Origin of the sequence: Streptococcus sp. 29896, from assembly GCF_032594915.1 — a bacterium.
Classification (GTDB): domain Bacteria; phylum Bacillota; class Bacilli; order Lactobacillales; family Streptococcaceae; genus Streptococcus; species Streptococcus suivaginalis.
The window spans coordinates 1055606-1081772 of sequence record NZ_CP118733.1; the positions used below are offsets into that span (position 1 = coordinate 1055606).

24 protein-coding genes are annotated in these 26167 nt (G+C 42.0%); 8 read left to right on the plus strand and 16 right to left on the minus strand.

What is annotated here, in order from left to right:
• Positions 1–14: 14 nt before the first annotated feature.
• On the plus strand, positions 15–1733 hold the full coding sequence (locus PXH68_RS04905; RefSeq protein WP_248028162.1) for a phospho-sugar mutase: 1719 nt from the start codon (positions 15–17) through the stop codon (positions 1731–1733).
• Positions 1734–2329: 596 nt separating this feature from the next.
• On the opposite strand, the gene mutY is transcribed toward PXH68_RS04905, so the two are convergent.
• The 8 genes from mutY to PXH68_RS04945 form a co-directional block, all read right to left on the minus strand.
• Positions 2330–3484: an A/G-specific adenine glycosylase gene (mutY, locus tag PXH68_RS04910; protein WP_248028161.1), complete on the minus strand. Its 1155-nt coding sequence runs from the start codon at positions 3482–3484 to the stop codon at positions 2330–2332.
• A 102-nt stretch (positions 3485–3586) separates the two neighbouring features.
• Complete coding sequence (locus tag PXH68_RS04915; RefSeq protein ID WP_248028160.1) at positions 3587–4003, minus strand: PaaI family thioesterase; 417 nt, start codon at positions 4001–4003, stop codon at positions 3587–3589.
• The gene (locus PXH68_RS04920; RefSeq protein ID WP_248028159.1) at positions 3996–5720 is read right to left on the minus strand and encodes an ABC transporter ATP-binding protein; all 1725 of its coding nucleotides are present in this window, start codon (positions 5718–5720) and stop codon (positions 3996–3998) included. Before PXH68_RS04920 ends, PXH68_RS04915 begins: the two co-directional genes overlap by 8 nt.
• The gene (locus tag PXH68_RS04925; RefSeq protein WP_248028158.1) at positions 5717–7441 is read right to left on the minus strand and encodes an ABC transporter ATP-binding protein; all 1725 of its coding nucleotides are present in this window, start codon (positions 7439–7441) and stop codon (positions 5717–5719) included. The genes PXH68_RS04920 and PXH68_RS04925 overlap by 4 nt, the downstream gene beginning before the upstream one ends.
• A gap of 1 nt (position 7442) precedes the next feature.
• Positions 7443–8429, minus strand: coding sequence for a phosphate acetyltransferase (gene pta / locus PXH68_RS04930; protein ID WP_158455007.1), 987 nt, complete (start codon positions 8427–8429; stop codon positions 7443–7445).
• 20 nt (positions 8430–8449) lie between these two features.
• Positions 8450–9343: an RluA family pseudouridine synthase gene (locus PXH68_RS04935; protein ID WP_248028157.1), complete on the minus strand. Its 894-nt coding sequence runs from the start codon at positions 9341–9343 to the stop codon at positions 8450–8452.
• Positions 9344–10162, minus strand: coding sequence for an NAD kinase (locus PXH68_RS04940; RefSeq protein WP_248028176.1), 819 nt, complete (start codon positions 10160–10162; stop codon positions 9344–9346). It abuts the gene before it with no gap.
• Positions 10146–10817, minus strand: a complete 672-nt coding sequence (locus PXH68_RS04945; protein ID WP_205030790.1) for a GTP pyrophosphokinase — start codon at positions 10815–10817, stop codon at positions 10146–10148. The genes PXH68_RS04940 and PXH68_RS04945 overlap by 17 nt, the downstream gene beginning before the upstream one ends.
• Positions 10818–11003: 186 nt before the next feature.
• Here PXH68_RS04945 and PXH68_RS04950 point away from each other — a divergent pair, with 186 nt between their 5' ends.
• The 6 genes from PXH68_RS04950 to PXH68_RS04975 all read left to right on the plus strand — a co-directional run bounded on the left by PXH68_RS04950 (position 11004) and on the right by PXH68_RS04975 (position 15127).
• On the plus strand, positions 11004–11582 hold the full coding sequence (locus PXH68_RS04950) for a CYTH domain-containing protein (RefSeq protein WP_205030791.1): 579 nt from the start codon (positions 11004–11006) through the stop codon (positions 11580–11582).
• A gap of 110 nt (positions 11583–11692) precedes the next feature.
• Positions 11693–12670, plus strand: a complete 978-nt coding sequence (locus PXH68_RS04955) for a ribose-phosphate diphosphokinase (protein WP_158455019.1) — start codon at positions 11693–11695, stop codon at positions 12668–12670.
• 8 nt (positions 12671–12678) lie between these two features.
• Positions 12679–13794: a cysteine desulfurase family protein gene (locus PXH68_RS04960; protein ID WP_248028156.1), complete on the plus strand. Its 1116-nt coding sequence runs from the start codon at positions 12679–12681 to the stop codon at positions 13792–13794.
• A 1-nt stretch (position 13795) separates the two neighbouring features.
• Entirely contained in the window at positions 13796–14143 is a 348-nt protein-coding gene (locus PXH68_RS04965) for a DUF1831 domain-containing protein (RefSeq protein WP_158455025.1), read from the plus strand.
• 2 nt (positions 14144–14145) lie between these two features.
• Entirely contained in the window at positions 14146–14346 is a 201-nt protein-coding gene (locus PXH68_RS04970) for a DUF4649 family protein (protein ID WP_158455028.1), read from the plus strand.
• Between the two features lie 145 nt (positions 14347–14491).
• Positions 14492–15127, plus strand: a complete 636-nt coding sequence (locus tag PXH68_RS04975; RefSeq protein WP_158455031.1) for a redox-sensing transcriptional repressor Rex — start codon at positions 14492–14494, stop codon at positions 15125–15127.
• Here the strand turns inward: PXH68_RS04975 and radC are convergent.
• The 3 genes from radC to gyrA are packed head-to-tail and all read right to left on the minus strand — an operon-like array spanning position 15124 to position 19066.
• Positions 15124–15816 (minus strand): RadC family protein, encoded by a 693-nt coding sequence (gene radC / locus PXH68_RS04980; RefSeq protein WP_205030794.1) that lies wholly within the window; start codon positions 15814–15816, stop codon positions 15124–15126. The genes PXH68_RS04975 and radC overlap by 4 nt on opposite strands.
• Positions 15817–15876: 60 nt before the next feature.
• Positions 15877–16620, minus strand: coding sequence for a class A sortase (locus PXH68_RS04985; protein WP_248028155.1), 744 nt, complete (start codon positions 16618–16620; stop codon positions 15877–15879).
• Between the two features lies 1 nt (position 16621).
• Positions 16622–19066 (minus strand): DNA gyrase subunit A, encoded by a 2445-nt coding sequence (gyrA, locus tag PXH68_RS04990; RefSeq protein WP_248028154.1) that lies wholly within the window; start codon positions 19064–19066, stop codon positions 16622–16624.
• Positions 19067–19256: 190 nt separating this feature from the next.
• Between gyrA and PXH68_RS04995 the strand changes: the two genes are divergently transcribed.
• Complete coding sequence (locus PXH68_RS04995; RefSeq protein ID WP_158455040.1) at positions 19257–20240, plus strand: L-lactate dehydrogenase; 984 nt, start codon at positions 19257–19259, stop codon at positions 20238–20240.
• Between the two features lie 34 nt (positions 20241–20274).
• Here the strand turns inward: PXH68_RS04995 and PXH68_RS05000 are convergent, their stop codons facing one another.
• The 5 genes from PXH68_RS05000 to PXH68_RS05020 all read right to left on the minus strand — a co-directional run bounded on the left by PXH68_RS05000 (position 20275) and on the right by PXH68_RS05020 (position 26122).
• Complete coding sequence (locus PXH68_RS05000; RefSeq protein ID WP_248028153.1) at positions 20275–20808, minus strand: dihydrofolate reductase family protein; 534 nt, start codon at positions 20806–20808, stop codon at positions 20275–20277.
• 573 nt (positions 20809–21381) lie between these two features.
• Positions 21382–22335, minus strand: a complete 954-nt coding sequence (locus PXH68_RS05005; RefSeq protein ID WP_158455046.1) for an ABC transporter permease — start codon at positions 22333–22335, stop codon at positions 21382–21384.
• 1 nt (position 22336) lies between these two features.
• On the minus strand, positions 22337–23398 hold the full coding sequence (locus PXH68_RS05010) for an ABC transporter permease (protein ID WP_248028152.1): 1062 nt from the start codon (positions 23396–23398) through the stop codon (positions 22337–22339).
• Complete coding sequence (locus PXH68_RS05015) at positions 23391–24926, minus strand: ABC transporter ATP-binding protein (protein WP_248028151.1); 1536 nt, start codon at positions 24924–24926, stop codon at positions 23391–23393. Before PXH68_RS05015 ends, PXH68_RS05010 begins: the two co-directional genes overlap by 8 nt.
• Positions 24927–25060: 134 nt before the next feature.
• A complete protein-coding gene (locus PXH68_RS05020; RefSeq protein ID WP_205030800.1) occupies positions 25061–26122 on the minus strand; it encodes a BMP family lipoprotein in 1062 nt (353 codons plus the stop codon).
• Positions 26123–26167: the final 45 nt, after the last annotated feature.

Consider the following 26167-nt stretch of genomic DNA (forward strand, 5'->3'; position numbering starts at 1 on the left):
TAAGGAGATATGCGATGACTTATCAAGAAACCTATCAAACATGGCTCGACTTTGCGGGCCTTCCAGATTACTTGCGTAAAGAATTAGTCGCAATGGATGAAAAAACAAAAGAAGACGCCTTCTATACAAATCTTGAATTTGGTACAGCTGGTATGCGTGGCTATATTGGCGCTGGTACCAACCGTATCAACGTATTCGTAGTCCGTCAAGCTACTGAAGGTTTGGCAAAATTGGTAGAATCAAAAGGTGAAGAAGCTAAAAAACGTGGTGTTGCCATCGCTTACGACTCACGTCACTTCTCTCCAGAATTTGCCTTTGAATCAGCTCAAGTTTTGGCAGCACATGGTATCAAATCCTATGTATTTGAAAGCCTACGTCCAACTCCTGAGTTGTCATTCGCTGTACGACATTACAATGCCATCGCAGGTATCATGGTAACTGCCAGCCACAACCCGAAAGAATTCAACGGCTACAAGGTTTATGGTGAAGACGGCGGACAAATGCCACCAGCTGATGCAGATGCTCTTACTAACTTCATCCGTGCCATCGACAATCCATTTACAGTTGAATTGGCTGACCTTGAAGCAAGTAAGGAAAATGGCTTGATTACAGTTCTTGGCGAAGAAACTGACGTTAAATATCTTGAAGAACTCAAAGACCTCAACATCAACCCTGAATTGATTGCTGAATACGGTAAAGACATGAAGATTGTCTACACACCGCTTCATGGTACTGGTGAAATGTTGGCTCGTCGTGCACTTGCACAAGCTGGTTTTGAGTCTGTTCAAGTTGTTGAAGCGCAGGCAACTGCTGACCCTGACTTCTCTACTGTCGCTTCACCAAACCCAGAAAGCCAAGCTGCATTTGCCCTTGCAGAAGAACTCGGCCGTGAAGTCGGTGCAGATGTCCTTCTTGCAACTGACCCAGATGCTGACCGTGTTGGTGTTGAAGTTCGTCAAGCTGACGGTTCATACTGGAACCTCTCTGGTAACCAAATCGGCGCTATCATTGCTAAGTACATCCTTGAAGCCCACAAGCAAGCAGGCACACTTCCTGCAAACGCTGCCCTTGCTAAGTCAATCGTATCCACTGAGTTGGTAACTAAGATTGCTGAAAGCTACGGCGCTACCATGTTCAACGTCTTGACTGGTTTCAAATTCATCGCTGAGAAAATCCAAGAGTTCGAAGAAAAACACAACCATACTTACATGTTTGGTTTTGAAGAAAGCTTTGGTTATCTCATCAAACCATTCGTGCGTGACAAGGATGCTATCCAGGCTGTGCTTATGGTTGCTGAAATTGCTGCCTACTACCGTTCACGTGGCAGGACCTTGGCTGACGGTATCGATGAAATCTTCAAAGAATATGGCTACTTTGCTGAGAAAACAATCTCTGTTACTCTTTCTGGTAAAGACGGTGCAGAACAAATCAAGGCAATCATGGCTAAATTCCGCGATAACTCACCTGCACAATTCAACGCAACGGACATCGCAGTCTTTGAAGACTTTGCCCTTCAAACCAAAACAGATAAAGATGGAAACGTTGAAAAACTCACTACTCCTCCATCAGATGTCTTGAAATACACCTTGGCAGATGATTCTTGGTTTGCAGTTCGTCCTTCAGGAACAGAACCAAAAATCAAATTCTACATCGCAACCGTTGGCGAAACCCTAGCTGAAGCAGAAGCAAAAATCGCTAATATCGAAAAAGAAATCAACGAATTCGTTGGCTAAACCTTTAGGTTCAACAAAAGACAAACAATTCATTGTTTGTCTTTTTTGTTATTTAAACAAAGCCGATCATCAAGCGTGGCGTTTATTTATCAGGCACCTTTCGGAACCTTCTGTGCAGAAATTCAATAAAAAATGGAGGCGAAAGCCTCCACTTTATTTCATAAATCGGAAAAGTCCATTGCTGCTAATTACTTTTTTATTTAGTCGTTTCCTACCATTTACAAAGAGGTATCATACTACTTGTCATAAAGTGCGGAGTTTGCATGTTAAAGTTTTATAATGATTCTATCCTTATCTCGGACAGTCCAACCCCTCTTGAACTCAATATTTTCTGAATCCAAGATAAGAATGGTGGCAAATTTTTTCAGACAGCTAGCTCAGGAGCGTGAGTTATATATGTGAAATGTATGTGAGAATGGAACAACAGACTTTTCCTCTATTGATTTCCCTTCTGGAAATCAGTAGTCATATTTTATCGGATTGCTAAACCCTTCCCTCCTTCTTATCATTTAGCAACCGCTTTCCTTATCTAAGTCTATCTTACCACCTTTAAAAAAATAAATCAAAAAATTGTATGCTCTAAACAAACAAATTTTTTATTTCTTATTTTTAGTTGCCAAATAGGATTCCCACATCTTCTGTTGGGGCTTCGCGAATGGGTAGGAATGAAAATCAACTACTGCTACCCATTTGAGTTCGCGATCGGCGGGGAGACTGCCTGCGGTGGCGATCCCTTCTGTCAAGTCAATCAGCCATTTGCGGTGGCTGAATATGTGTTGAACGGGGGAAAATTCTTCATCCTGCCAGTCGACTATCAGTCCATACTGGTCTGTAAAGCTCTGCCTTGTATCTGGCTGAACAGGCTCTTCTGCAACTTCAAAGAGGGAGACTTGTTTGTCTAGGACCGCCCCTTTTTCCAAAAGTGGAAAGGACCAGAAACCTGCAAGCAGTTGGCTGCTTTGATTTTTTTCTAGGAGAAATTCATTGTGCTGGTTGCGGATAATCATGCCTTGATAGGCAACGGGGACTGGCTTTTTCTTGGGTGCCTTAATCGGATACTTGCCCATGGTGCCGTTGAGGTAGGCGGCGCTAAAGGCTTTGACGGGACTATCTTCTGGTCGTGGATTGACAGGTGCCTCAATGTCTGATCCCAGATCCATGAGGGCTTGGTTAAAGTCGCCTGGTCTGTCTGGGTCAATCAGGATGTCCATCATGCCTTGGAAAATCTTGCGATTGGCAGGCACTCCGATATCGTGATTGACTTCAAAAAGTCGGCTCAAGACTCGCATGACATTACCGTCAACAGCTGGCTCAGGCAGGTCAAAGGCAATACTGGCAATGGCTCCCGCAGTGTAGGGCCCAATTCCCTTGAGGCTAGCAATCTCTTCGTAAGTCCGTGGAAACTGACCATCGAACTGCTCCACCATTTGCTGAGCTGCCTTTTGCATATTACGGACGCGAGAATAATAGCCCAGACCTTCCCAGAGTTTGAGAATGACCTCCTCTTCTGCCACCGCCAAATCTCGAATGGTTGGTAAATGGTGCAAAAAGCGTTCGTAGTAAGGAATGACGGTATCAACCCGTGTCTGTTGCAACATGATTTCCGACACCCAGATTGCATAGGGATCTCGTGTGCGACGCCAAGGCAAATCACGCTTGTTGGCATCATACCAATCTAAAAGCGCCTTGCGGAAGGATTTGATTTTCTCCTCCTCCCACATGGTCACTCCGTATTTTTTCAAATCTAACATAGGTCTAGTATAACAAAAAAAGAGAGGCTGGGCAAAAAGCCCAACCTCTCTTCTAAAACTAGTAAACTGAGTCTTATAACAAGGGGCGATTTCTCAACCTTACTAGTTCTTTTTGCTTCCTACTTCTCTGGTAACAAACATTGTAAAACTGGCTTTAATGATGGATTCAGCATCCTGGTTTTGAATCAGGACATCAATAACCTTTGTAGTCCGTCCATCATGTTGGCATTTGCCACTTATTGTTAAGCAATCCCCTAGCTTGGCAGCTTTCATATAGTTAATGTTTGATTGAAGGGTGACTGCATAGTATCCCAAGCTATACACTGTCAAGCCTGCAACTGAATCAGCAAGTGTAAAATGATAGCCTCCATGTGCCATTTGGTATGGATTTAAGGAATCATTTTTAACTGTCGTCTCCATGACAACCTTTCCTGGCTGAACATCGACTATGCTATATTCATCTAAAACCTGAATAGGTTTTAATCGAAAACCCTGCAGTTCTTTTTTTATATCATTCATAATTACTCCCTTGACTACTTTGCATTTGATAATAGACCCCTTTTGCCGTCATGAGTTGGTGGTGATTCCCCTGCTCTACGATTTGTCCATCAACCATCACCAAAATGATATCTGCAGACTGGATGGTGGAAAGGCGGTGGGCGATGATAAAGCTGGTACGCCCCTTCATGAGTTTGGCAAAAGCTTCTTGCACTAAAATCTCCGTTCGCGTATCGATTGAAGAGGTTGCTTCATCTAAGATTAAGATTTTTGGTAATTTAACAAAAACTCGAGCGATTGCCAAAAGTTGTCGTTGTCCTTGGGATAATGAGGCTCCTCCGTCTATCAGAATCGTATCATATCCCTCTGGTAACTGTCGGATAAAGAAATCTGCATTAGCAGCCTGGGCTGCTTCTATCACCAATTCTCGAGTAGCATTGGGATAGCCGTAGGCAATATTATCATGAATACTGGCTGACTTAATCCAGGTTTCCTGCAAGACCATGCCAATTTGCTGACGTAGGTCTTCTCGACTATACTTGGTCACAGGCTGACCATCTAGCAAAATCTGCCCTTGATTGACTTCATAAAAGCGCATAAGTAGATTGATGAGGGTAGACTTACCAGCTCCGGTCGGTCCCACAATGGCCACTTTGGCACCTGCTGGTACGGATAGATTGAGATTCTGAATGAGGGGCTTGCTGGGGTCGTAGGAAAAATCAACCTCTTGGAAATCAATCTTCCCCTGAACTTCACGCATTTCCAAGCTCTGCCCTTCTTCCACATCATCCTGGTCAAGAATTGCAAAAAGCCTCTCGGCACAGGCTAAAGCGCTCTGCAATTCTGACAAAACCGAAGATATATCGTTGAAAGGCTTGGTGTATTGGCTTGCGTAGTTGAGGAAGGTCGTTAATTCACCAACCGTGAAGCTACCAGCCATAATCCGTAGAGCTCCTAAGCCAGCCAAAAGCGCATAAATCAAGGCATTGATGAATCGGGTGCTTGGGTTTATAGTTGAGGAGACAAAGATGGCAGCTTGTGAATAATGAGCATATTGAGAATTTTCTTTGACAAAATCTTTCTGAAACTGCTCTTGAGCATTAAAGCTCTGAATCAAGCTCAGTTGGCTAATACTTTCCTCCAGAAAGCGGCTTTGACGGCCACGCGCAGCGGTTTGCTGCTGATAATAATTATAACTTTTTCGAGCAATAGTTCGAGCCACCAAGAGGCTCAAAGGTGTCAAAGCCACTACAACAAGCATCATAATCCAATCCAAACGTGCCATAGTAACAATTGTCAATAAGATTGTGAAGATACCAAGGAAAAATTGGTTAAAAATCATCAATAGTCCATTGGTCAACTGCTCGCTATCTGTCGAAATCCTTGCAACCAGATCTCCGACTGATTGCCTATCAAGAAAAGATAAAGGCAAGCGATGCAATTTATCATAAACTTGCTGGCGTAGTTCCGCCATCAGACCGTAAATCAAACGATTGCTTGCCAAAGGGAGATACCATTGGACCAGAGTATTGGTAAATACCACCACCCCCATCTGAACCAAGACGCCAAATAAAGCTTGTCCATCTCCGTCCAGAATCAAATCTAAGGCCCGTCCCATCAAAATCGGCAGATAAACAGTTAACAAAACCTGGCAAAGCGTTCCAGCTATCAAGGATAGCAAAAATATGGGTTTACGTCCTAACAGAGCCACTAAAGAGTTGAATGTACTTTTTCTCATGACTCTACCTCCTGACTCTGTTGCGATCGATCGATTTCTCGGTAAATAGCAGAGCTTTCTAACAGGTCTTGGTGACAGCCTAGTCCTACTTGTTTCCCCTTGTCCAGCACTAAAATCTGATTGGCATCCTTGATACTCTTAGTTCGTTGGCTAATGACAATCAAGGTCTGCTGAGGTAGTTCCCTACGGATCGCAGCAAATAAACGACTTTCGGTCAGATAGTCCAAAGCAGAAGTAGCATCATCCAAAATCAAAATCGAAGCCTCTTGTACCAAAGCTCTTGCAATGGTCAACCGTTGGCGTTGGCCGCCAGAAAAATTGCGACCAAAGGCTTCAACTACTGTGTCTAAGCCATCTTTCTCTAAGAGAAAATCCTTAGCCTGAGCCATTTCCAGCGCCTTCCATAAAGCTTGATCTGAATAATCCTTTCCGAGTGTCAGATTGCTGCGAACCGTTCCTGAAAACAGCTGAGCTTGTTGAGGAACCAGAGCGAACCGACCACGCCAGTCTGCCAGTGTCTGTGGACTATGTCCCTCTATATAAACTTGCACCTGATTATCACCAGATGGATACAAACCCAAGAGCAAATCAATCAAGGTCGATTTACCAGAACCCGTTCCACCAATAATCCCCATAAACTGTCCTTTCTCTAGCTGAAAACTGAGATTTTCCAAGGCTGGCCGAGATGATCTGGGATAGGTAAAGGTCAGATTTTGGACAGATAAGACGAGATTCATTTGATCCGTTTGAGTTGTTGATAGAGGCGCTTCTACATCTTCTGACTGCTGGTCAAAGATTTCCTGGACACGTTTAGCAGCGATGAAACTTTGGTTCAAACTGGAGATAACCATGACCATTTTGACCAATTCTACCAAAATTTGCAAGAGATAGTTGATAAGGGCAATCAGCATTCCTTGTTCCAATTGGTTAAAGGTAATTGCAAAACTCCCCTGCCAAATGAGGAAAATCAAGGTCAGATTGACAATCAGATAGGTCAAGGGAGTCAGACTTGACGACCATCTTCCTGCTCGCACTAACTGACCAAGATAGGCTTGATTTCCTTTTTCAAATGCTTCTTTTTCACGCAGTTTTTGCCCAAAAGCCCGAATAACTCGAATGCCAGTCACTGTTTCACGCACCTGGCCAACCAAACTATCCAACAACTTACGAATACTCTGGTAATGACGACTTGTAACCCAACTGATGACTGTAACTACTAGAAAAAGCAGGATAATCATATTGACAAAATAGGTTGCCAAGCTTGGACTAATTAGGTAAGCCATCACCAGGGAACCGAAGACGACAATCGGAGCCCTCAGAAAGAGACGAAGAAAAATGTTGATTCCAGACTGAATCTGTAAAGTATCGCTAGTCAGTCTAGTAAAGATGCTTGAAGAAGATAAACTGTCTTGAGAAGCCTTGGGAAGAGATAATATTTTTTGATACAGATCCTGAGTCAAATCCTTGGTAAAGCCAACTGCTGCCTTGGCTGCAAAATACTGAGCTGTCAAGGAAACCACTACGCCAACAATTGCCAAAGCAACCAGATATAAAATCATAGCAACCAAGTTTCCTTGGTTGCTATTGGGTATTACCTGGTCAATAATCATGGCGATAATAAGCGGAACCACCAATTCAAAACTGGCTTCCAGTAGTTTGAAGAGGGGAGCTAAGATCGCCTCTTTGAGATATGCATGAAAATATCGAACCAGTTCTTTCATATTACAAAGCTGCTACTGCTTGTGCAGCTGTGATAATACCAAGTTTGTAGACATCTTCTGAACTACATCCACGTGAAAGGTCATTAACTGGCTTGTTCAAACCTTGCAAAACAGGACCAACCGCTTCGTAACCACCAAGACGTTCTACAACCTTGTAAGTGATATTTCCTGCCTCAATAGCTGGGAAAACAAAGACATTGGCTTGACCAGCTACTGGACTTCCAGGCGCCTTCAAACGAGCTGTATCTGGAACCAAGGCAGCATCCATCTGCAATTCGCCATCAATCAAAAGATCTGGACGAAGTTCTTGAGCAATACGAGTAGCTTCAACAACCTTGTCTACACGAGGACCTGAACCAGAACCCTTGGTTGAATAAGAAATCATAGCCACTTTTGGATCGATACCAAATGTTTTAGCTGTTTCTGCTGATTGAATTGCAATCTCAGCCAGGGTTTCTGCATCTGGCTCAATGTTGATAGCACAGTCACCAAAAACAAACTTATGCTGGTCTTTTACCATCAAGAAGACACCTGAAGTACGTTTTACACCTGGTTTTGTCTTAATGATTTGAAGAGCAGGACGAACAGTATCAGCAGTTGAGTGAATTGCTCCTGAAACCATACCTTCTGCCAAACCAAGTTGAACCAACATCACACCAAAGTAGTTGACATCACGCAAGATTTCATCAGCCTGTGCTTCATCCACCTTGCCCTTACGAAGCGTCACAAACTCCTGCTTCATAGCATCAAAGTTAGCATAGTTATTTGGATCAATCACTGTGATACCTGGGTTAGAGAAACCAAAGTCTGTCAACAAATTGTGGACTTCTTCTGGCACGCCAAGGATAATTGGCTCTGCCAAACCTTCAAATTTCAAACGAGCTGCCGCACGAACAACACGCTCATCTGTCCCCTCTGGGAAAACGATACGTAGTTTTTTACCTACGATTTTTTGCTTCATTTCACCAAATAAACTCCGAATTTCCATGAAAATTCTCCTTTAAAATATTATTTATTAGTTAACAAATTGATAACAGCCTGAAAATCATCTGGTAAGATCGACTCTAAATCAATCCTTTCGGCTGTAAAAGGATTGTCAAAGGCCAAGTTATGACAATGCAATGCCTGTCGTTCAATACCTAATTCTAAACTCCCCCCATACAGATCATCTCCCAGTAAAGGAAAACCGATATGGGAAAAATGCACCCGAATCTGGTGGGTTCGACCAGTATGAAGTTGAATATCCACTAGATGAACATCTCCCCAAGACTGAACGACACGATAGGAAGTATGGGCATACTTGCCATCCTTTGTCACACAGCGCGTGATGATGCTATCTGTCGGACGACCAATCGGAGCAATAATTTCTCCAACTGCATCAAGTTGGCCCGAACCTTGAACCAAGGCAAAATACCGTTTGAGAATGGTCTTAGCTTGTAGCTGTTTGTCCAAGCGAGCATGCGCATAGCCATGTTTTGCAAACAACATGATGCCGGAAGTATCCCGGTCTAAGCGCGTGACAATATGCACCTGCTTGTTCTCATAGTTTTGCTTGACTAAATAGCCCTTGACAAAGTTGGCTATGGTCGAAGAATGAATGGAACTAGGGATCGATGCATAACCAACTGGCTTGTTTATAGCTAAGAAATTCTCATCTTCGTAGAGAATCTCTAGAGGAAAATCAATTGGCTCCAGTTGACCTGTCACATCTTCCTCAGCCGGTATATCAATCGTAACCTTATCACCGATATCAAGCAAGTAGGTCGCTTTTTCTTCTCTGCCATTTACTAAAATCAAACCACCTGTATATTTGATTTTGGCAAGCAAACTCTTTGAAACCCCATGTTTTTTCAAGAAAACCTTGATTTTGACATGTTGGTCCGCAACAAATTCAAACCGCATCTATTCAACCTCTCCAATAAAGGCATCCTTGACCCGATTCCAAAAACTGGTGTGACTTGGACTAGCTACAAAATGAATCTTTTTCTGATCAATCTGGTAATCAATCTGCTGGATCTTGTCATAAGTGTAGTTTTTGTTGTCAATGGAGATAGAATAACGATCATCATGCTTAGGCTCAATGACAATCTTATCTTTCTTTGGAACCACAATCGATGATCCAAGAGTTCGATAAACACGATTATTCAAACTAGCTACTTCTGCAATCTGAAGCGCTTCGATAGTCGGATGCAGGACTGCTCCTCCTAAGGATTTATTGTAGGCCGTAGATCCAGTTGGTGTCGAAACCGAAATCCCATCACCACGAAAACGCTCAAAAGCTACACCATTAATAAAAACATCGGCAACCATGGTTTTCGACAGGCGCTTAACGGTTGCTTCATTCAAGGCACGCATGGTCAATACCCGACCATCCATCAATTTCACCTTCACATTTAAAATAGGGTAGGACACCCGCGCTCCAGTATCGAGTGCAAGATTATCCACCAGTTTATCGACTTCAAAATCACGGTAATCTGTATAGAAACCCAGGTGACCAGTATGAATCCCTACAAATCGAACATGGTCAATCAATTTTTCGTACTTGTGAAAGGCAGAAAGCAACATTCCATCCCCACCTATCGAGATGACAACATCTGGATTTTTAGGAGTTAGAATGAATTTTTTTTCTTTTAACTTCATCCAAAGACTTTGCAAGACTTCTTGACTCTTCGGATTGCGGCTGGCCATCAAGGCTACTTTTAGTCTATCTGTATTCTTCATCAGTATCGTCGCTGTTTCCGACACCATCGTTTACCTTACGATTTGGTGGATTAAAAAGCACCTGGGCTTCTTGTATATCATCTCGGATTTGCCGCATCTCCTCATCTAATTGGTAAGCAATTTTTGCTGTAATTTCCAAGCGTTTCTTGATTTCTTCAGGGAACTTACCCTTGTACTTATAATTCAATGAATGTTCAATGGTTGCCCAAAAATTCATTGATAAGGTCCTGATTTGAATTTCTGCTAAAACAGTTTCATTGCCATTTATGGTATCAACAGGATAAGAGATAACAACGTGATAGGAACGGTAGCCGGAAGACTTCATATTGTTGATGTAATCTCTTTCATGGAGAATCTGCATGTCCTTGCGTTTTCTCAAGATAGCTAGGACTTCTTCGATATCATCAACGAATTGGACCATTATCCGAACTCCCGCAATATCTTGCATGTCTTGCGCTAGCTGCTCGTAAGAAATATGGCGTAGGGCCATCTTCTCTTTAATGGACTCAACAGGCTTCACTCGACCTGTCACGAATTCAATCGGTGAGTGACGGTTGGCCTTATGGTACTGTTTGCGAATACCTCGCAACTTGATTTTCAATTCTCCAACTGTTTGGATATAGGGATCTAAAAAACTTTCCCAGTTAAATTCCATCCGCACCTCCTAAAAATGATTGATACGCACAAGGAATATTATACCACATATACTAGATTTTAGTATATAAATAGCCTGAAATCACTGCTATGATTTTTCCTTTTCCAGTGCATCTTTCTAGCTTATAAACTAGTCAGAATCGTTTTTTTGGTGTATAATATTTTGAAATAAATTGAGGAAAAAAGAATGGACAAGACAAATTTAGAAATTGAGTTTAAAACACTGCTTTCACTAGCGGATTATCAGGCACTCCTGCCCTTATTTCAGAACGTTCCTTTGGTCAAGCAGACCAATCACTACATTGATAGTCCAGATTTTCAGTTGAGAACTAATAGATGCTCTCTCCGTATTCGTACCTTTGTTGAGCAGGCAGAATTGACTTTAAAAATTCCACAGGAAATCGGCAATTTGGAAATCAATCAAGTACTGGAACTAAAAGAGGCTAAAAGACTTCTTGAAAATTTTCAGTTGCCGGACGGCCCCGTCAAAGCCTGCCTTGAACAAAAACATCTAAATCACCTCCCCTTATCTGTATGGGGCTCCCTTACCACCCAGCGAAAGGAAATGGAGTCTGACATTGGCTTGATGGCCTTAGACAAAAATACTTATGGTGATCAGATTGATTTTGAACTGGAACTTGAAGTTCATCAAGCTAGCAAAGGTGAAAAAGATTTCCAAGACTTTCTGGCCAAACATGATATTCCATTTCGCTATGCTCAGAGCAAAGTAGCACGAACAGCAAAAAATCTATTGTCCGCAAAATAAAGGACAATAGATTTTTTTTACTGAAAAATATGGATTTTTTTGATAAAATAGAAAACAGTTAGAGTCCAAAAGGCTTGGACAGAGTTGAAAACAAAAAAGGAGTTTATTTCATGGTACAGCCATACGGTGACAAGCAAATCAAACTATTTACTCTTAACGGAAATCCTCAGATTGCAGAAAAAATTGCTCAGTCTGCTGGCATTCCACTTGGAAAGGTCTCGTCACGTCAATTCTCTGATGGAGAGATCCAAATCAACATTGAAGAAAGTGTTCGTGGTGTTGACGTTTATATCATCCAATCTACTAGCTACCCAGTAAATAACCACCTCTGGGAACTACTCATCATGGTTGATGCCTGCAAACGTGCATCAGCTAACACCGTTACCGTTGTTATGCCTTACTTTGGCTATGCTCGTCAAGATCGTACAGCTTCTCCTCGTGAACCAATCACAGCAAAATTGGTAGCCAACATGCTGGTGAAAGCTGGCGTGGACCGCGTTTTGACACTTGACCTTCATGCAGTTCAAGTTCAAGGTTTCTTCGACATTCCAGTCGACAACCTCTTTACTGTACCTCTTTTTGCGAGCCACTATTTGGAAAAAGGGCTGTGTGGTGAAGATGTTGTTATCGTCAGTCCAAAAAATTCTGGTATCAAGCGTGCGCGTGGCTTAGCTGAGCATTTGGACTCGCCAATTGCCATTATCGACTACGCTCAAGATGATTCTGACCGTGCAGAAGGGTATATTATCGGCGATGTTGCCGGTAAACGTGCGATTTTAATTGATGATATCCTAAATACAGGTAAAACCTTCTCAGAAGCCGCTAAAATTGTTCAAGAAGGTGGAGCTACTGAAATTTATGCAGTTGCTAGCCATGGCTTATTCGCTGGAACTGCTGCTCAACTCTTAGATCAAGCACCTATCAAAGAAATTTTGGTAACTGACTCTGTTGCAAGCAAAGAACAACATCCCAAAAATATTGCTTTCCTTACTGCAAGTGACTTGATTGCGGATGCCATTATTCGTATCCAAGAACGCCGTCCAATCAGCCCGCTCTTCAATGTCGCTCATCCTGAAAAAAACAACTAGGAGATCGTTTGATTTATTTCGACCATGCTGCAACGACTCCCATGTCATCAGCAGCCTTAAAAACTTATTTATCCATCGCCCAAACAGTTTATGGCAATCCATCCAGTATTCATAGTGCGGGCAGATTGGCTCATAAAGAATTGCGTCAGGCACGACAAACTATCGCAACTGCTATTGGTGTTCATGCTGACCAGATTATCTTTACATCTGGAGGTTCTGAAGCCAACAATCTCGCCATTAAAGGCTATGCCTTGGCTAACCAAAGTAAGGGAAAACACCTGATAACCACTGCTATCGAACACCATTCCGTTTTGGAAACCATGGACTATTTAGCAACACAACACGGTTTTGAGGTAACCTATCTTCAACCAGTAGATGGTAACATATCGGCTCAACAAGTGAAAGAGGCACTAAGAGCTGATACCATTCTCGTTTCAATCATGTATGTAAATAATGAAACTGGTATGATTCTTCCCATCGAAGAGATTGCCACAGTTCTTGCTGATCACCCAGCTCGCTTCCACGTGGATGCTGTCCAGGCTATCGGCAAACTACCGATTCAGCTAACAAATCTAGCTGTTGATTTTCTTTCAGCATCGGCCCATAAATTTCATGGACCTAGAGGAGTCGGTTTTCTCTTTGCCGCTGACATGCATTTCCATGCCTTGATACACGGAGGCAAGCAGGAGGGACAACGTCGAGCCGGAACTGAAAACCTTGCAGGTATTGCTGCTATGGCAACAGCCTTGACACAGCAGTTAGAAAACATGGAGAGCAATACGAAGCTTGTCCAAGATTTAAAAGACTATTTGCTTGAACAGCTGAGTTCACTCCCCCATTATCTAAATTTACCAAAGAATCATCTTCCATATGTCTTGAATGTTGGTTTACCAGATACGCTTAACGAACAGGTACTTATGCGGCTTGATTTAGCAGGTATTGCCCTCTCTAGTGGCTCTGCCTGTACCTCTGGTGTCATCCAAACCAGTCACGTTTTAGAAGCGCTATACGGCAAGAAGTCGCATCGTTTGAAAGAATCCCTCCGGATTAGCTTGGCGGAATCCAACACCAAGGAAGAAATTGATCAATTAATTCACCAACTATCACTTATATTAGGAGTTTAATATGGCTTTTGAAACATCCGTCAGCTTGAAAGACTGTTTATATACCTACGAGATCAGTCCTCAGATTAAAAAATATACTTTAAAGGACACCACTTTCGAAGAAACCAAGGCAGGGCATTTTCAATTAACTCGCCTTCTTGAAGAAATTCCAAATTCAAAAAAAGGATTTCTGTTGAAAATCATAATTAATAAAGATTTGACTGCCTTTAAAATCAATATTACAGACCAATCCGGTTTGCGTATTGTCAATATCTTCAAAGAAAATAGCAACCCCGTTATTCAAGAAAAATTTTACTTTTTGCTAGAAAGTCTTGTTGATCGAAATATCTTCAACAAGATTGAGAGATAAATATGATTAAAATTACCTATAAAGATGCCTATCAGCAAGTTCGAAGTCAAGAGTTTCCTGATTTGGCAGCTGCTCAGCTAGCATTTTCTGGCTGCCTTACCTTACCCGATTACTATCCTGTTCTGTCACTGACAAAAGACAGTGAGGACTTGGGCTTTACTGGTTCGATTGGTCAAGTTTACCACTTTTTACAAAGTCTATAATCAACTATCTGGTTTTCTTAGCAACGATTTCACAAATCCTCTGCTTTTGGAAAACCAGATTTTTCTTGTCATTTTCCAAGCTAATCTGTTGCAATATTCACAAACTTACTCTAGAATATTTTTAGAAACTGAAGGAGAATATCGAGTGAAGAACGAAAAATCGTCTATCCCAAGAGCAACAGCCAAGCGTCTGTCGCTCTACTACCGTATTTTTAAACGCTTTAATGCAGAAAATATTGAAAAAGCTAGTTCCAAAGAAATCGCTGAAGCCATTGGTATTGATGCCGCAACTGTCAGAAGGGACTTTTCTTATTTCGGTGAATTAGGTCGCCGTGGTTTCGGTTATGATGTGAAAAAACTAATGGAATTTTTCGCAGACATCCTAAACGATAATTCCATTACTAATGTTATGCTAGTCGGAGTTGGTAATATGGGACGAGCCCTACTTCACTATCGCTTCCATGAGCGCAATAAAATGAAAATCGTGATGGCCTTTGAAGCAGATGAAAATCCTGCAGTTGGAACTGTGGATGCAGGAATTCCTATCTATGCGATCTCTGAAATTGAAGAAAAAATCAAGGAAGCCAAGTCACAAACTGCCATCTTAACTGTCCCAAGTAATAAGGCACAAGAGGTTGCAAATATCTTAGTGGCTGCTGGTGTAAAAGGCATTCTGAGCTTTTCACCTGTCAATCTCTCTGTTCCAAAAGATGTTGTAGTCCAGTACGTTGATTTGACAAGTGAACTACAAACCTTGCTCTACTTTATGAGAAAAGACTAGTTGAAGGTATCAACCAATTCCCCCTCTTCTCGAAAACTAAAATAACGCGACTTTCCAACAATTAGATGGTCCAAAAGCACAAGTCCTAGCATATTGCAGGACTTTTTTAATGCCTGCGTAAACAAGAGGTCATTCTTACTTGGCTGAACAGAGCCAGATGGATGATTATGAACAATAATCACACTTGTTGCCATGTTTTTGACAGCATAGTAGAGGATCTCTCTTGGTTCTGCGATGGACTTATTGACACTTCCGATGAAAATCGTTTTCTGCTGAATAATGCGGTTTTGGGTATCCAAATAAATAGCTACCAGATGCTCTTGCTTTTTATCTCCCAACTCCTGCATCATGCGAGAAGCTAGTTTTTCGCTGCCTAAAACTTTTTGTTGGAGAGTGATTTCAGACTGGTGAATTCTACGCCCCAATTCAATCATGGCTTGAATTTCGATTGCTTTGACGCGACCAATTCCGCAGATCGATTGTAATTCTTCGATGGACATTCCCTTCAAATTTGCCAGATGATCCACCTCTTTTAGGATTTTTGTAGCCAATTCCTGGACTGGGTGCTGCTTGGTGCCAGTTCGAATAAAAATAGACAGCAATTCTTGATTACTAAGTCCTTCAGGTCCTACTTCCAGAAGTCGCTCTCTTGGTAATAATGAATTCTGTTGAAATGAAATACTATACATTATTTCTCATCCTCCTACTTCTTCTATTCGAAAAAAAAAAGAGAGAGCAAGGCTCTCTTTTTAAAGTTGAATTTGATTGTAAGAAATTTCAAATGAATCTAAAATCTCTGCATCTGTCTCATCAAAAGCTGTTACCGTCTCAAGCTCTCCTTTGACAATGGTTCGCATAGTGGCTGCTGCATCTTCACAAGTTACAAGCGTTACTTGGTTCTTCCCTTCAACATCATCAATCACATAGACGCTTTCTGGTGTCACAACTTCAACACTAGTTACAACATAGGTATAAACATTTGTTTTGTCCGTCAAGTAGATTTTCATCCCCTCTTTTGCATGTTCCAGAGGTGAAAATAAGGTATCACTAGCTCCAGCCATTCCAAATATATGGTGGCTAGCAAGAGCGTAGTTTCCTTGACCCATGACTTGGTCCTCTTTCATTGTACCGGCTCCGTACATAAGCGCCACATTGTCCAAACCTTTAAAAATCGGCAGGTTAATTTTTAAATCTGGAACCGCAATTCCACCAATTACAGGCAAATTTTGAGCTTCCCACTGGGCCTTCAAAACTGCTTCAGTTGAAATAGATTCTACTTGTTCGAAATCAAAAGTAGAGCTTGCTTGTTTGTTTTGCTCAATTTCCTCTTCAGACACCTGTGTCACCTGATAACGATTAGTGTTCCAGGCGATAATCATATTTCGAATAGAGCTATTAAAAATCAAGCAGAGCGCAAGAATAATCAAAATTCCCGATAGAATATTTCTCCAAAGAGAGGAGCGCTTCTTTTTTGTTGTTTGGTCTTTTCCCATCTTATTCCTCAGTTTCCTTTTCATCAGCTGCTTCTACTAAAGCAAATGTCACAATGTGTGCATCTTGGTCTAAGCGCATGACTTTAACCCCCATAGTCGAACGACCTGTTTGCGAAATATTGGCAATACTGGTTCGGATAATGACACCTGTGTCTGTAATGACCATGATATCCTCATCACCATTAACTGTAGTTAGACCAGCAAGGTAGCCATTTTTCTCTGCCACTTTGAGAGTCTTCATCCCTTTACCGCCACGGCCTTTTGTAGGGTATTCGCTGGCAGGGGTTCGTTTCCCGTAACCATTTTCAGTCAAGACCAGAACTTCTTGATCTTCTGAAACAACTGTTGCATTAACAACATGGTCTTGGTCACGTAAGGTAATACCTCGAACCCCCGTTGCTGTTCGTCCCATATTTCGAACGGCAGTTTCCGTAAAGCGTACCGAATAGCCAAACTTAGTTCCCATGATGATATCTGCTTGACCATCTGTTAAGAAAACATTAATCAGCTCATCATCATCTTTCAAGTTCAAAGCTTTCAGACCATTTTGACGGATATTGCCAAATTCAGACACACTTGTTCGTTTGACCAAACCTTGACGCGTTGCAAAGAAGAGATAGTGGTCTGCTTCTTGATCCTTAGTAACGTTAATGATAGTCTGAATAGATTCGTTTTCTTCTAGTTTTAAGAGGTTGACAATTGGCAAACCTTTAGCAGTTCGACCGTATTCTGGAATTTCATAGCCTTTTAGTCGGTAAACACGGCCTTTATTGGTGAAGAACAAGAGACGGTCATGGGTGCTGGTCGATACCAATTCACGGACAAAGTCATCATCTTTGACCCCTGTCCCTTGTACGCCACGACCTCCACGTTTTTGTGCTTGGAATTCATCTTGCGCAAGACGTTTGATATAGCCTTGGTTTGACAAGGTAATCAATACGTCCGCTTCTTCGATTAAATCTTCATCTTCTAGCGAGAGAACTTCGCCAACCATCAATTCTGTACGGCGTGGATCTGCATACTTACGTTTGACTTCTTCCAATTCTTCCTTGATAATCAAAACGACACGTTCTGGTTTCGCAAGAATATCTGCCAAATCAGCAATCAATGCCACCAAATCATCGTACTCTGACTGAATCTTATCACGTTCCAATCCTGTCAAACGACGCAGACGCATGTCAAGAATAGCTTGACTTTGACGCTCAGATAGGTTGAATTTTTCCATCAATTCTGCCTGGGCAATGGCATCCGTTTCTGAATTACGGATAATGCGAATCACTTCGTCGATGTGGTCAAGGGCAATCAGCAAGCCTTCCAAAATATGAGCACGTGCCTCTGCTTTTTCCTTGTCAAATTGTGTCCGACGAGTTACGACTTCTTTTTGGTGCTCAATATAGGCTCCTAAAATCTGGCGAACAGAGAGAATTTTAGGAACACCATTTTGAATTGCCAACATATTGAAGCTAAAGTTGGTCTGCAACTGCGTCAACTTGAAGAGATTGTTCAAAATGACATTGGCAGAAGCATCTCGGCGAACTTCGATAACAAAACGGACACCCTCGCGGTTTGACTCATCCCGAACAGCGGTAATACCATCAATCCGCTTTTCTTGGACCAAACGGACAATGTGCTCTTGCACCTTGGACTTGTTGACCATATATGGAAATTCAGTTACTACAATTCGCTCACGACCATTTCCATATTCTTCGATTTCTGTACGTGAACGAAGGGTAATGGAGCCCTTACCTGTATCATAGGCACGATGGATACCCGATTTCCCCATCACCAATGCACCTGTTGGGAAGTCAGGCCCAGGCAAAACCTCCATGATTTCTCTGGTTGTGGCTTCAGGATTGTCCATCAACAAGTGAACTGCATCAATGGTCTCACCTAAGTTATGTGGTGGAATATTGGTCGCCATACCAACTGCAATACCTGTTGTACCATTGACCAAAAGGTTTGGAAAACGTGCTGGCAGAACCTCTGGTTCCCGCTCGCTTGCATCGTAGTTGTCAGCAAAGTTAACAGTATTTTTGTTAATATCACGAAGCATCTCCAAAGCAATCTTGCTCATGCGGGCTTCGGTATAACGTTGAGCAGCGGCACCGTCACCGTCCATGGAACCGAAGTTCCCATGCCCATCAACTAGCATATGGCGATAGCTCCACCACTGCGCCATACGTACCATAGCTTCATAAATAGCCCCATCCCCGTGTGGGTGGTATTTACCCATTACATCCCCTGTAATACGGGCAGATTTCTTATGAGGCTTATCTGGTGTAATGCCCAACTCGTTCATTCCATACAAAATGCGACGATGAACTGGTTTGAGTCCATCCCTAACATCTGGCAGGGCACGTGAAACGATGACACTCATCGCATAGTCAATGAATGATGTCTTCATTTCACTGGTTAAATTTACATTTACTAGGTTTTTATCCTGCATTCAATCAGTCTCTTTTCCACAGTATTTATCTAGTCTATTATATCATAAATAGGCTTAAATTTCTTGCTAATGAATAGCAATGTAAACATTTTCAAAGACCGATTAACAAGTGACAAAAGGCACAAAAAGTGCTAGAATGTTATCTGTTAGGGATTTACTCCCACAATAAAACTAAGGAGATGTTTAGAACATGACTGCAACTAAACAACACAAAAAAGTAATCCTTGTCGGTGACGGTGCCGTAGGTTCTGCTTATGCTTACGCTCTTGTTAACCAAGGTATTGGTCAAGAATTGGGTATCATCGATATCAACAAAGACCGTACACAAGGTGACGCAGAAGATTTGAGCCACGCATTAGCCTTCACTTCACCTAAAAAAATCTACTCTGCTGAGTACTCTGACGCTCACGATGCAGACTTGGTTGTATTGACAGCAGGTTTGCCACAAAAACCAGGTGAAACTCGTCTTGAGTTGGTAGAGAAAAACCTCCGTATCAACCAACAAATCGTTACAGAAATCGTTAAATCAGGTTTCAACGGTATCTTCCTCGTTGCTGCTAACCCAGTTGACGTTTTGACTTACTCAACTTGGAAATTCTCAGGTTTCCCTAAAGAACGCGTTATCGGTTCAGGTACTTCACTTGACTCAGCTCGTTTCCGTCAAGCCTTGGCTGACAAAATTGGCATCGACGCACGTTCTGTTCACGCCTACATCATGGGTGAGCACGGTGACTCTGAATTTGCAGTTTGGTCACACGCTAACGTTGCGGGTGTGAAATTGTACGACTGGTTGCAAGACAACCGCGACATCGACGAGCAAGGTCTTGTTGACTTGTTTGTATCTGTTCGTGATGCAGCTTATTCTATCATCAACAAAAAAGGTGCAACTTACTACGGTATCGGTGTAGCCCTTGCCCGTATCACTAAAGCAATCTTTGACGATGAAAAAGCAGTACTTCCATTGTCAGTTTACCAAGCTGGTCAATACGAAGGTGTTGAAGATGTCTTCATCGGTCAACCAGCTATCATCGGTGCACACGGTATCGTTCGTCCAGTAAATATCCCATTGAACGAATCAGAATTGCAAAAAATGCAAGCATCTGCTAAACAATTGAAAGACATCATCGACGATGCTTTCGCTAACCCAGAAATTGCTGCTGGCGTTAAAAACTAAAGATGAAAAGGTGAACCTCAGGTCCACCTTTTTTCTATGCTCGCACGTCATAACGCAACATAGCAATTCCGTCTGTAACTGTTGACTCTACCAAGGTCAACTTCTGCTCCTCTGTTAGTTTGTCAAAAAGGGAAATCCCTTCTCCTAAGATTGTTGGAATAATGCCGATGATGAAATGGTCAATCAATTTGGCTTCCAAACAGGTCTGTACAAGCCCTGCTCCTCCGAAAAGCCAAATGTCACCACCTTCTTCTGCTCGCAGTCGCTCAATCTCTACAACAATATCCTGCACAAATCGAACATTCTCATAATTAGCATGTTCAACACGACTGGCAATGATAAACTCTTTATCCTGGTAGCCCTCAATCATCTCCAAGGGACAATCCTCAAAAGATTTTCGTCCCATAATAACCGTATCACATCCTTTAAAAAATGCAGGATTATCAAATTGTAAACTAGTATCGTAGTCAGATGTGCCTTGGCCTTCAATCCAATCATATCGACCATCTGACCGCGCAATAAAACCATCCAAACTCATTGCAATATTCAACACCAAACTTCTAGCCATAATAGTCCTCCGAATAAATAAACAGTAACCTAGTATATCATAAAAAATATCGACCGTCAGAAAAAGAAACTAGCAATGCATCAATCAAAGCTCTAGTCGTACCACTCCTTCTTCATTCAAATATAAACCTGAAACAGTTAACTGAATTATACCTCGCTTTTACATTTCTTGGCTCAGGCTGAAACAGTTCACTGAACTGTACTTCGCTTTTTCATTTATTTGCTCAGGTTGAAACAGTTCACTGAACTGTACTTCGCTTTTTCATTTTTTGGCTCAGGTTGAAACAGTTAACTGAACTGTACTTCGCTTTTTCATTTTTTGGCTCAGGTTGAAACAGTTAACTGAACTGTACTTCGCTTTTTCATTTTTTGGCTCAGGTTGAAACAGTTCACTGAACTGTTTCAATCCACCAGACCTTTACTCGCCTTCCTGTTTTCATGCTCGTGAAAAAACAACCCAACAGGGTTGTTATTCGTTCTTGGTTCTCAAGCTCATGATAAAAAGGTCCACTGGACCTTTACTCGCCTTCCTGTTTTCGTGCTCGTGAAAAAACAACCCAACAGGGTTGTTTTTTTACTTCGATTTGATATAGTTTACGCCGTCGGCTTTAGGTGCTACTGCTTTTCCAAAGAAAGCTGAGAGAGCAACTACTGTAATGAGATATGGTGCGATTTGAAGATAAACAGTTGGAATATCTTTCAAACCTGGTAACTGGCTTCCGATAACTGCCAAACTTTGTGACAACCCAAAGAAGAGGCTGGCTAACATAGCACCAATTGGGTTCCATTTACCAAAGATTACCGCTGCCAGGGCAATGAAACCTGAACCAACGATTGTCGTTGCTGAGAAGTTGATGTTTACAGATTGTGCACTAACAGCACCACCTACACCACCTAAGAATCCGGCAATAATAACGCCAGAAAAACGCATAAGGTAAACATTGATACCAAGAGTATCAGCTGCTTGTGGATGCTCACCAACCGAACGCAAACGCAATCCAAATTTTGTCTTATACAAGATAAACCAAGCAAGGAAAGCTGTTGCAATAGCCACGTAGCCCATCAAACTCGTATTTTTGAAGAAAATATCTCCAATTAAAGGAATATCTGCCAAGACAGGGAAAGAGAATTTACCAAATGACTCGCGAATGCTGTCTGTCTGACCTTTGTTATAAATAACTTTGACAAGGAATACACCTAAAGCTGGCGCCAAAAGGTTTAGTACCGTACCAGAAACAACGTGGTCTGCACGGAAATAAATAGTTGCTGTTGCATGAATGATAGAAAACAGCAAACCAGCAAGTCCACCAACCAAAATAGCCAAAAGTGGAGTGGATTTACCAAAAACTTCTGCAAACTCGATGTTGAAAACAACGCCTGCAAAAGCACCAATTACCATGATCCCTTCCAGACCGACGTTAACAATACCGGCTCTTTCAGAGAAGACACCACCCAGACTTGTGAAAATCAATGGTGCAGAATAAATGAGCATTTGCGAAACGAGTAAAGCAAGTATAGTTGTATTCATCTTATTTCGCTCCTTTCGCTTTGTTTCTTGGTTTCAATAATTGTTCGAAAATGAATTTGACACCAATGAAGAAAATGATGGAAGCTGTCACAACGTTGATTAACTCTGAAGGAATTTGTGCACGAACCATACCTGGTGCACCGATTGAAAGGACACCAAATAGGAAAGCTGCAAATGGAATACCAAGTGGTGAGTTAGAAGCTAGCAATGCAACTGCCATACCATCAAAACCAATGTCTAAACTTCCACCTTGAATATAGACATTTTGGAAAGTTCCCAAACCTTGAACTGCTCCTCCTAAGCCTGCAAGAGCACCTGAGATAATCATTGATAGGATGATTGTACGTTTTGCTGACATACCAGCATAATCCGAAGCCGTTGGGTTCAAACCAACCGAACGAATTTCAAAACCGAGAGTTGTTTTAGTTAATAGGAACCAAATCACAAGAACCGCGATAATAGCAAAGAAAATACCAAGGTTCATCCGTGAGTTATCTGTAAGAGCACGCAACCATTCTGTTTGGTAGGAAGCATTAACTGAAACGTTAACACTTGAGTCAGTATTTTTCATTAAATTTTCTGCAAATACATCACGAATTAAATAGTTACATGAGTACAGAAGAATATAGTTCATCATAATGGTCACAATGACTTCACTGGTTCCAAGATAAGCACGAAGAATGCCTGGAATTGCTCCAGCAATACCTCCAGCAACCATTGAGATTACAACTGTTGCAAGAATCAAAACTGGACGTGACATGTCAGGATTTTCTAGAGCAAACCATCCAGCAAATACCCAGCCAACAAGAGCTTGACCAGAAAGACCAACGTTGAAGAATCCTGCTCGGCTAGCGACTGCAAAACCAAGGGCCGTGAAAACAAGTGGTGCCATAGCACGGAATATTTCACCGATAGATTTTACCGAACCAAATGCAGAATAGAATAACTCCTCATAACCCCAAATTGGATCGTAACCAAACACAAGCATGATAATGGCCCCAAGCAAGAGTCCTGAAAGAACGGCTAGTAAAGGTAGGGCAACATTTTGAAATTTCTTAGGCATGACCTTCTCCCTTCTCTAATTTTCCGCCTGCCATCAAGACACCTAACTCCTGCTTATTGGTTGTAGCAGGATCTACAATGCCATGAATTGAACCATCATGGATAACAGCAATTCTATCAGAAACATCTAGAATTTCGTCCAATTCAAAGCTGACTACAAGGACAGCTTTTCCTTTATCACGTTCTCCAATCAAGCGTTTACGGATATATTCAATTGCACCAACGTCCAAACCACGTGTTGGCTGGCTGACGATGAGCAAATCAGGGTTTCGGTCGATTTCACGAGCGATAATGGCTTTCTGCTGGTTACCACCTGACAAAGCTTTAGAAGGAACCAATTCACTTGCACCGCGAACATCAAACTCCTCCATCAATTGACGGGCTTTTTCATTGATTTTCGCATAGTTCAAGATACCATTTTTCGAATTTGGTTCTTTGTAGTAGGTTTGCAAAGCAATATTCTCTGCAACTGACATTTGAAGGACTAATCCATCGCGATGGCGGTCTTCAGGAACATGGCTGACTTGCATCTCTGTGATCTTACGAGGTGTTTTTCCGACAATATTTTCTCCTTTGATGAGAATTTCACCAGATTTAACTTTACGTAAGCCTGTGATAGCTTGGATCAATTCACTTTGACCGTTTCCGTCAATACCTGCAATACCGACAACTTCACCTGCTCGCACTTGAAGATTCAAACCTTTAACTGCAGGAACTCCACGGTTTTCATTTACCACCAAGTCTTTAATATCCAGAATCACTTCTTTTGGATTTGAAGCTACTTTTTCTGTTTTAAAAGAAACGGTACGGCCTACCATCCATTCAGCCAAATCCTGGTTTGTAGCACCAGCAACCTCAACTGTTTCGATAGACTTACCACGGCGAATGACAGTTACACGGTCCGCAACGGCACGAATTTCATCCAATTTGTGGGTAATCAAGATGATGGATTTGCCTTCTTCAATCAATTTCTTCATGATCTTAAGAAGCTCTGCAATTTCCGCAGGAGTCAATACTGCCGTAGGTTCATCGAAAATCAAGAGGTCTGCACCACGGTAAAGTGTTTTGAGGATTTCGACACGCTGTTGAGCACCGACAGAAATATCCGCAACTTTTGCAGTTGGATCTACTTCCAAGCCGTAACGCTCAGACAATTCTTTAATGTCTTCGATTGCCTTTTTGATATCAATCACACCACCCTTAGTCGTTTCCGAACCAAGAATGATGTTTTCTGCAACTGTAAAAGCATCAACCAGCATAAAGTGCTGGTGAACCATCCCAATTCCCAGGTGGGCAGCTTTTGATGGGGAATCAATTGAAACCACTTGTCCATTAATTGCAATTTCGCCACTTGTTGGTTCCAACAAACCTGCAAGCATATTCATCAATGTTGATTTGCCGGCACCATTCTCACCAAGAAGGGCATGGATTTCACCACGTTTGACATTCAAATTGATGTGGTCATTTGCCACGAATTCACCAAATATTTTTGTGATTTCGCGCATTTCAATGACGTAATCCTTAGTCATAATCTAGTTCCTTTCTGACTATCATTTTTGTCAGTAAAACCTACCACAGAGTGATAGGCTTTACTGAGAAAAATTCTCAGTCCGAAAAGGGCGACCGAGTTCGGCCGCCGATTCGGAATTCGTTTAATAAAAGATTATGGAGCTTCTGGAACAGTTACAGAACCATCCAAGATTGCTTTTTTAGCAGCTGCAACTGCTTCTGATGCTTCAGTTGAAAGGTTAGTTTCAGCCAATTCTACACCACCGTCAGCAAGAGTGAATTGAAGAACTTCACCGCCAGGGAATTCACCTGCAAGCGCTTTGTTTGCGATATCTTTAACAGATGTACCAACTTGTTTCAAAGTTGAAGCTAATACGAAGTTAGAAGATTTGCCATCTTTAGATGTGTATTCACCTTCTGCAGATTGGTCACGGTCAACACCGATAACCCAAACTTTGTCTGCTTCATTACGAGTTTCGTTTTCTGATTTAGCTGCGGCAAATACACCGTTACCAGTACCACCTGAAGCGTGGAAGATTACGTCAGCACCTGCTGCGTATTGAGCAGCAGCAAGTGTTTGACCTTTAGCTGCGTCAGCAAATGAACCTGCATAGTCAACAGTTACCTTAATGTCTGGGTTAACTGATTTTGCACCGGCTACGAAACCAGCTTCAAAACGGTCAATAATCACACCTTCCATACCGCCGATGAAACCAATGTGGTTGGTCTTAGTTGATTTAGCTGCAGCAACACCAGCAAGGTAAGAAGCTTCATGGTCAGCAAATCCTACGCTAACAACGTTATCTTGGTCAGGAACAACTGAGTCAACGATAACATAGTGAGTGTCTGGGTTGTTTGGAGCAACTTCAGCAATCGCACTTTCCAAAGCGAAACCAATACCAAAAATCAAGTTGTATCCACCTGAAACTGCTGAATCAAGGTTTGTTACGTAATCTGATTCGCTAGCTGATTGGAAGTAAGTATAGTCTGTGTTTTCAGTCAAACTATTTTCTTCACCCCAAGCTGTCATACCTTCCCAAGCTGACTGGTTAAATGAACGGTCATCAACACCACCAACGTCAGTAACAATAGCAGCTTTTACTGCTGAATCTGAAGATGATTCGCTTGATGAGCTAGTAGAAGTACGGCTACCGCAAGCAGCAAGCGTAAGCGCAGCGAGTGATACAACACCCAAACCAACAAGTTTCTTGTTCATTTCTGAACCCTCCTAAAAAAATTTCTTTTTCGCAACACGAGTTGC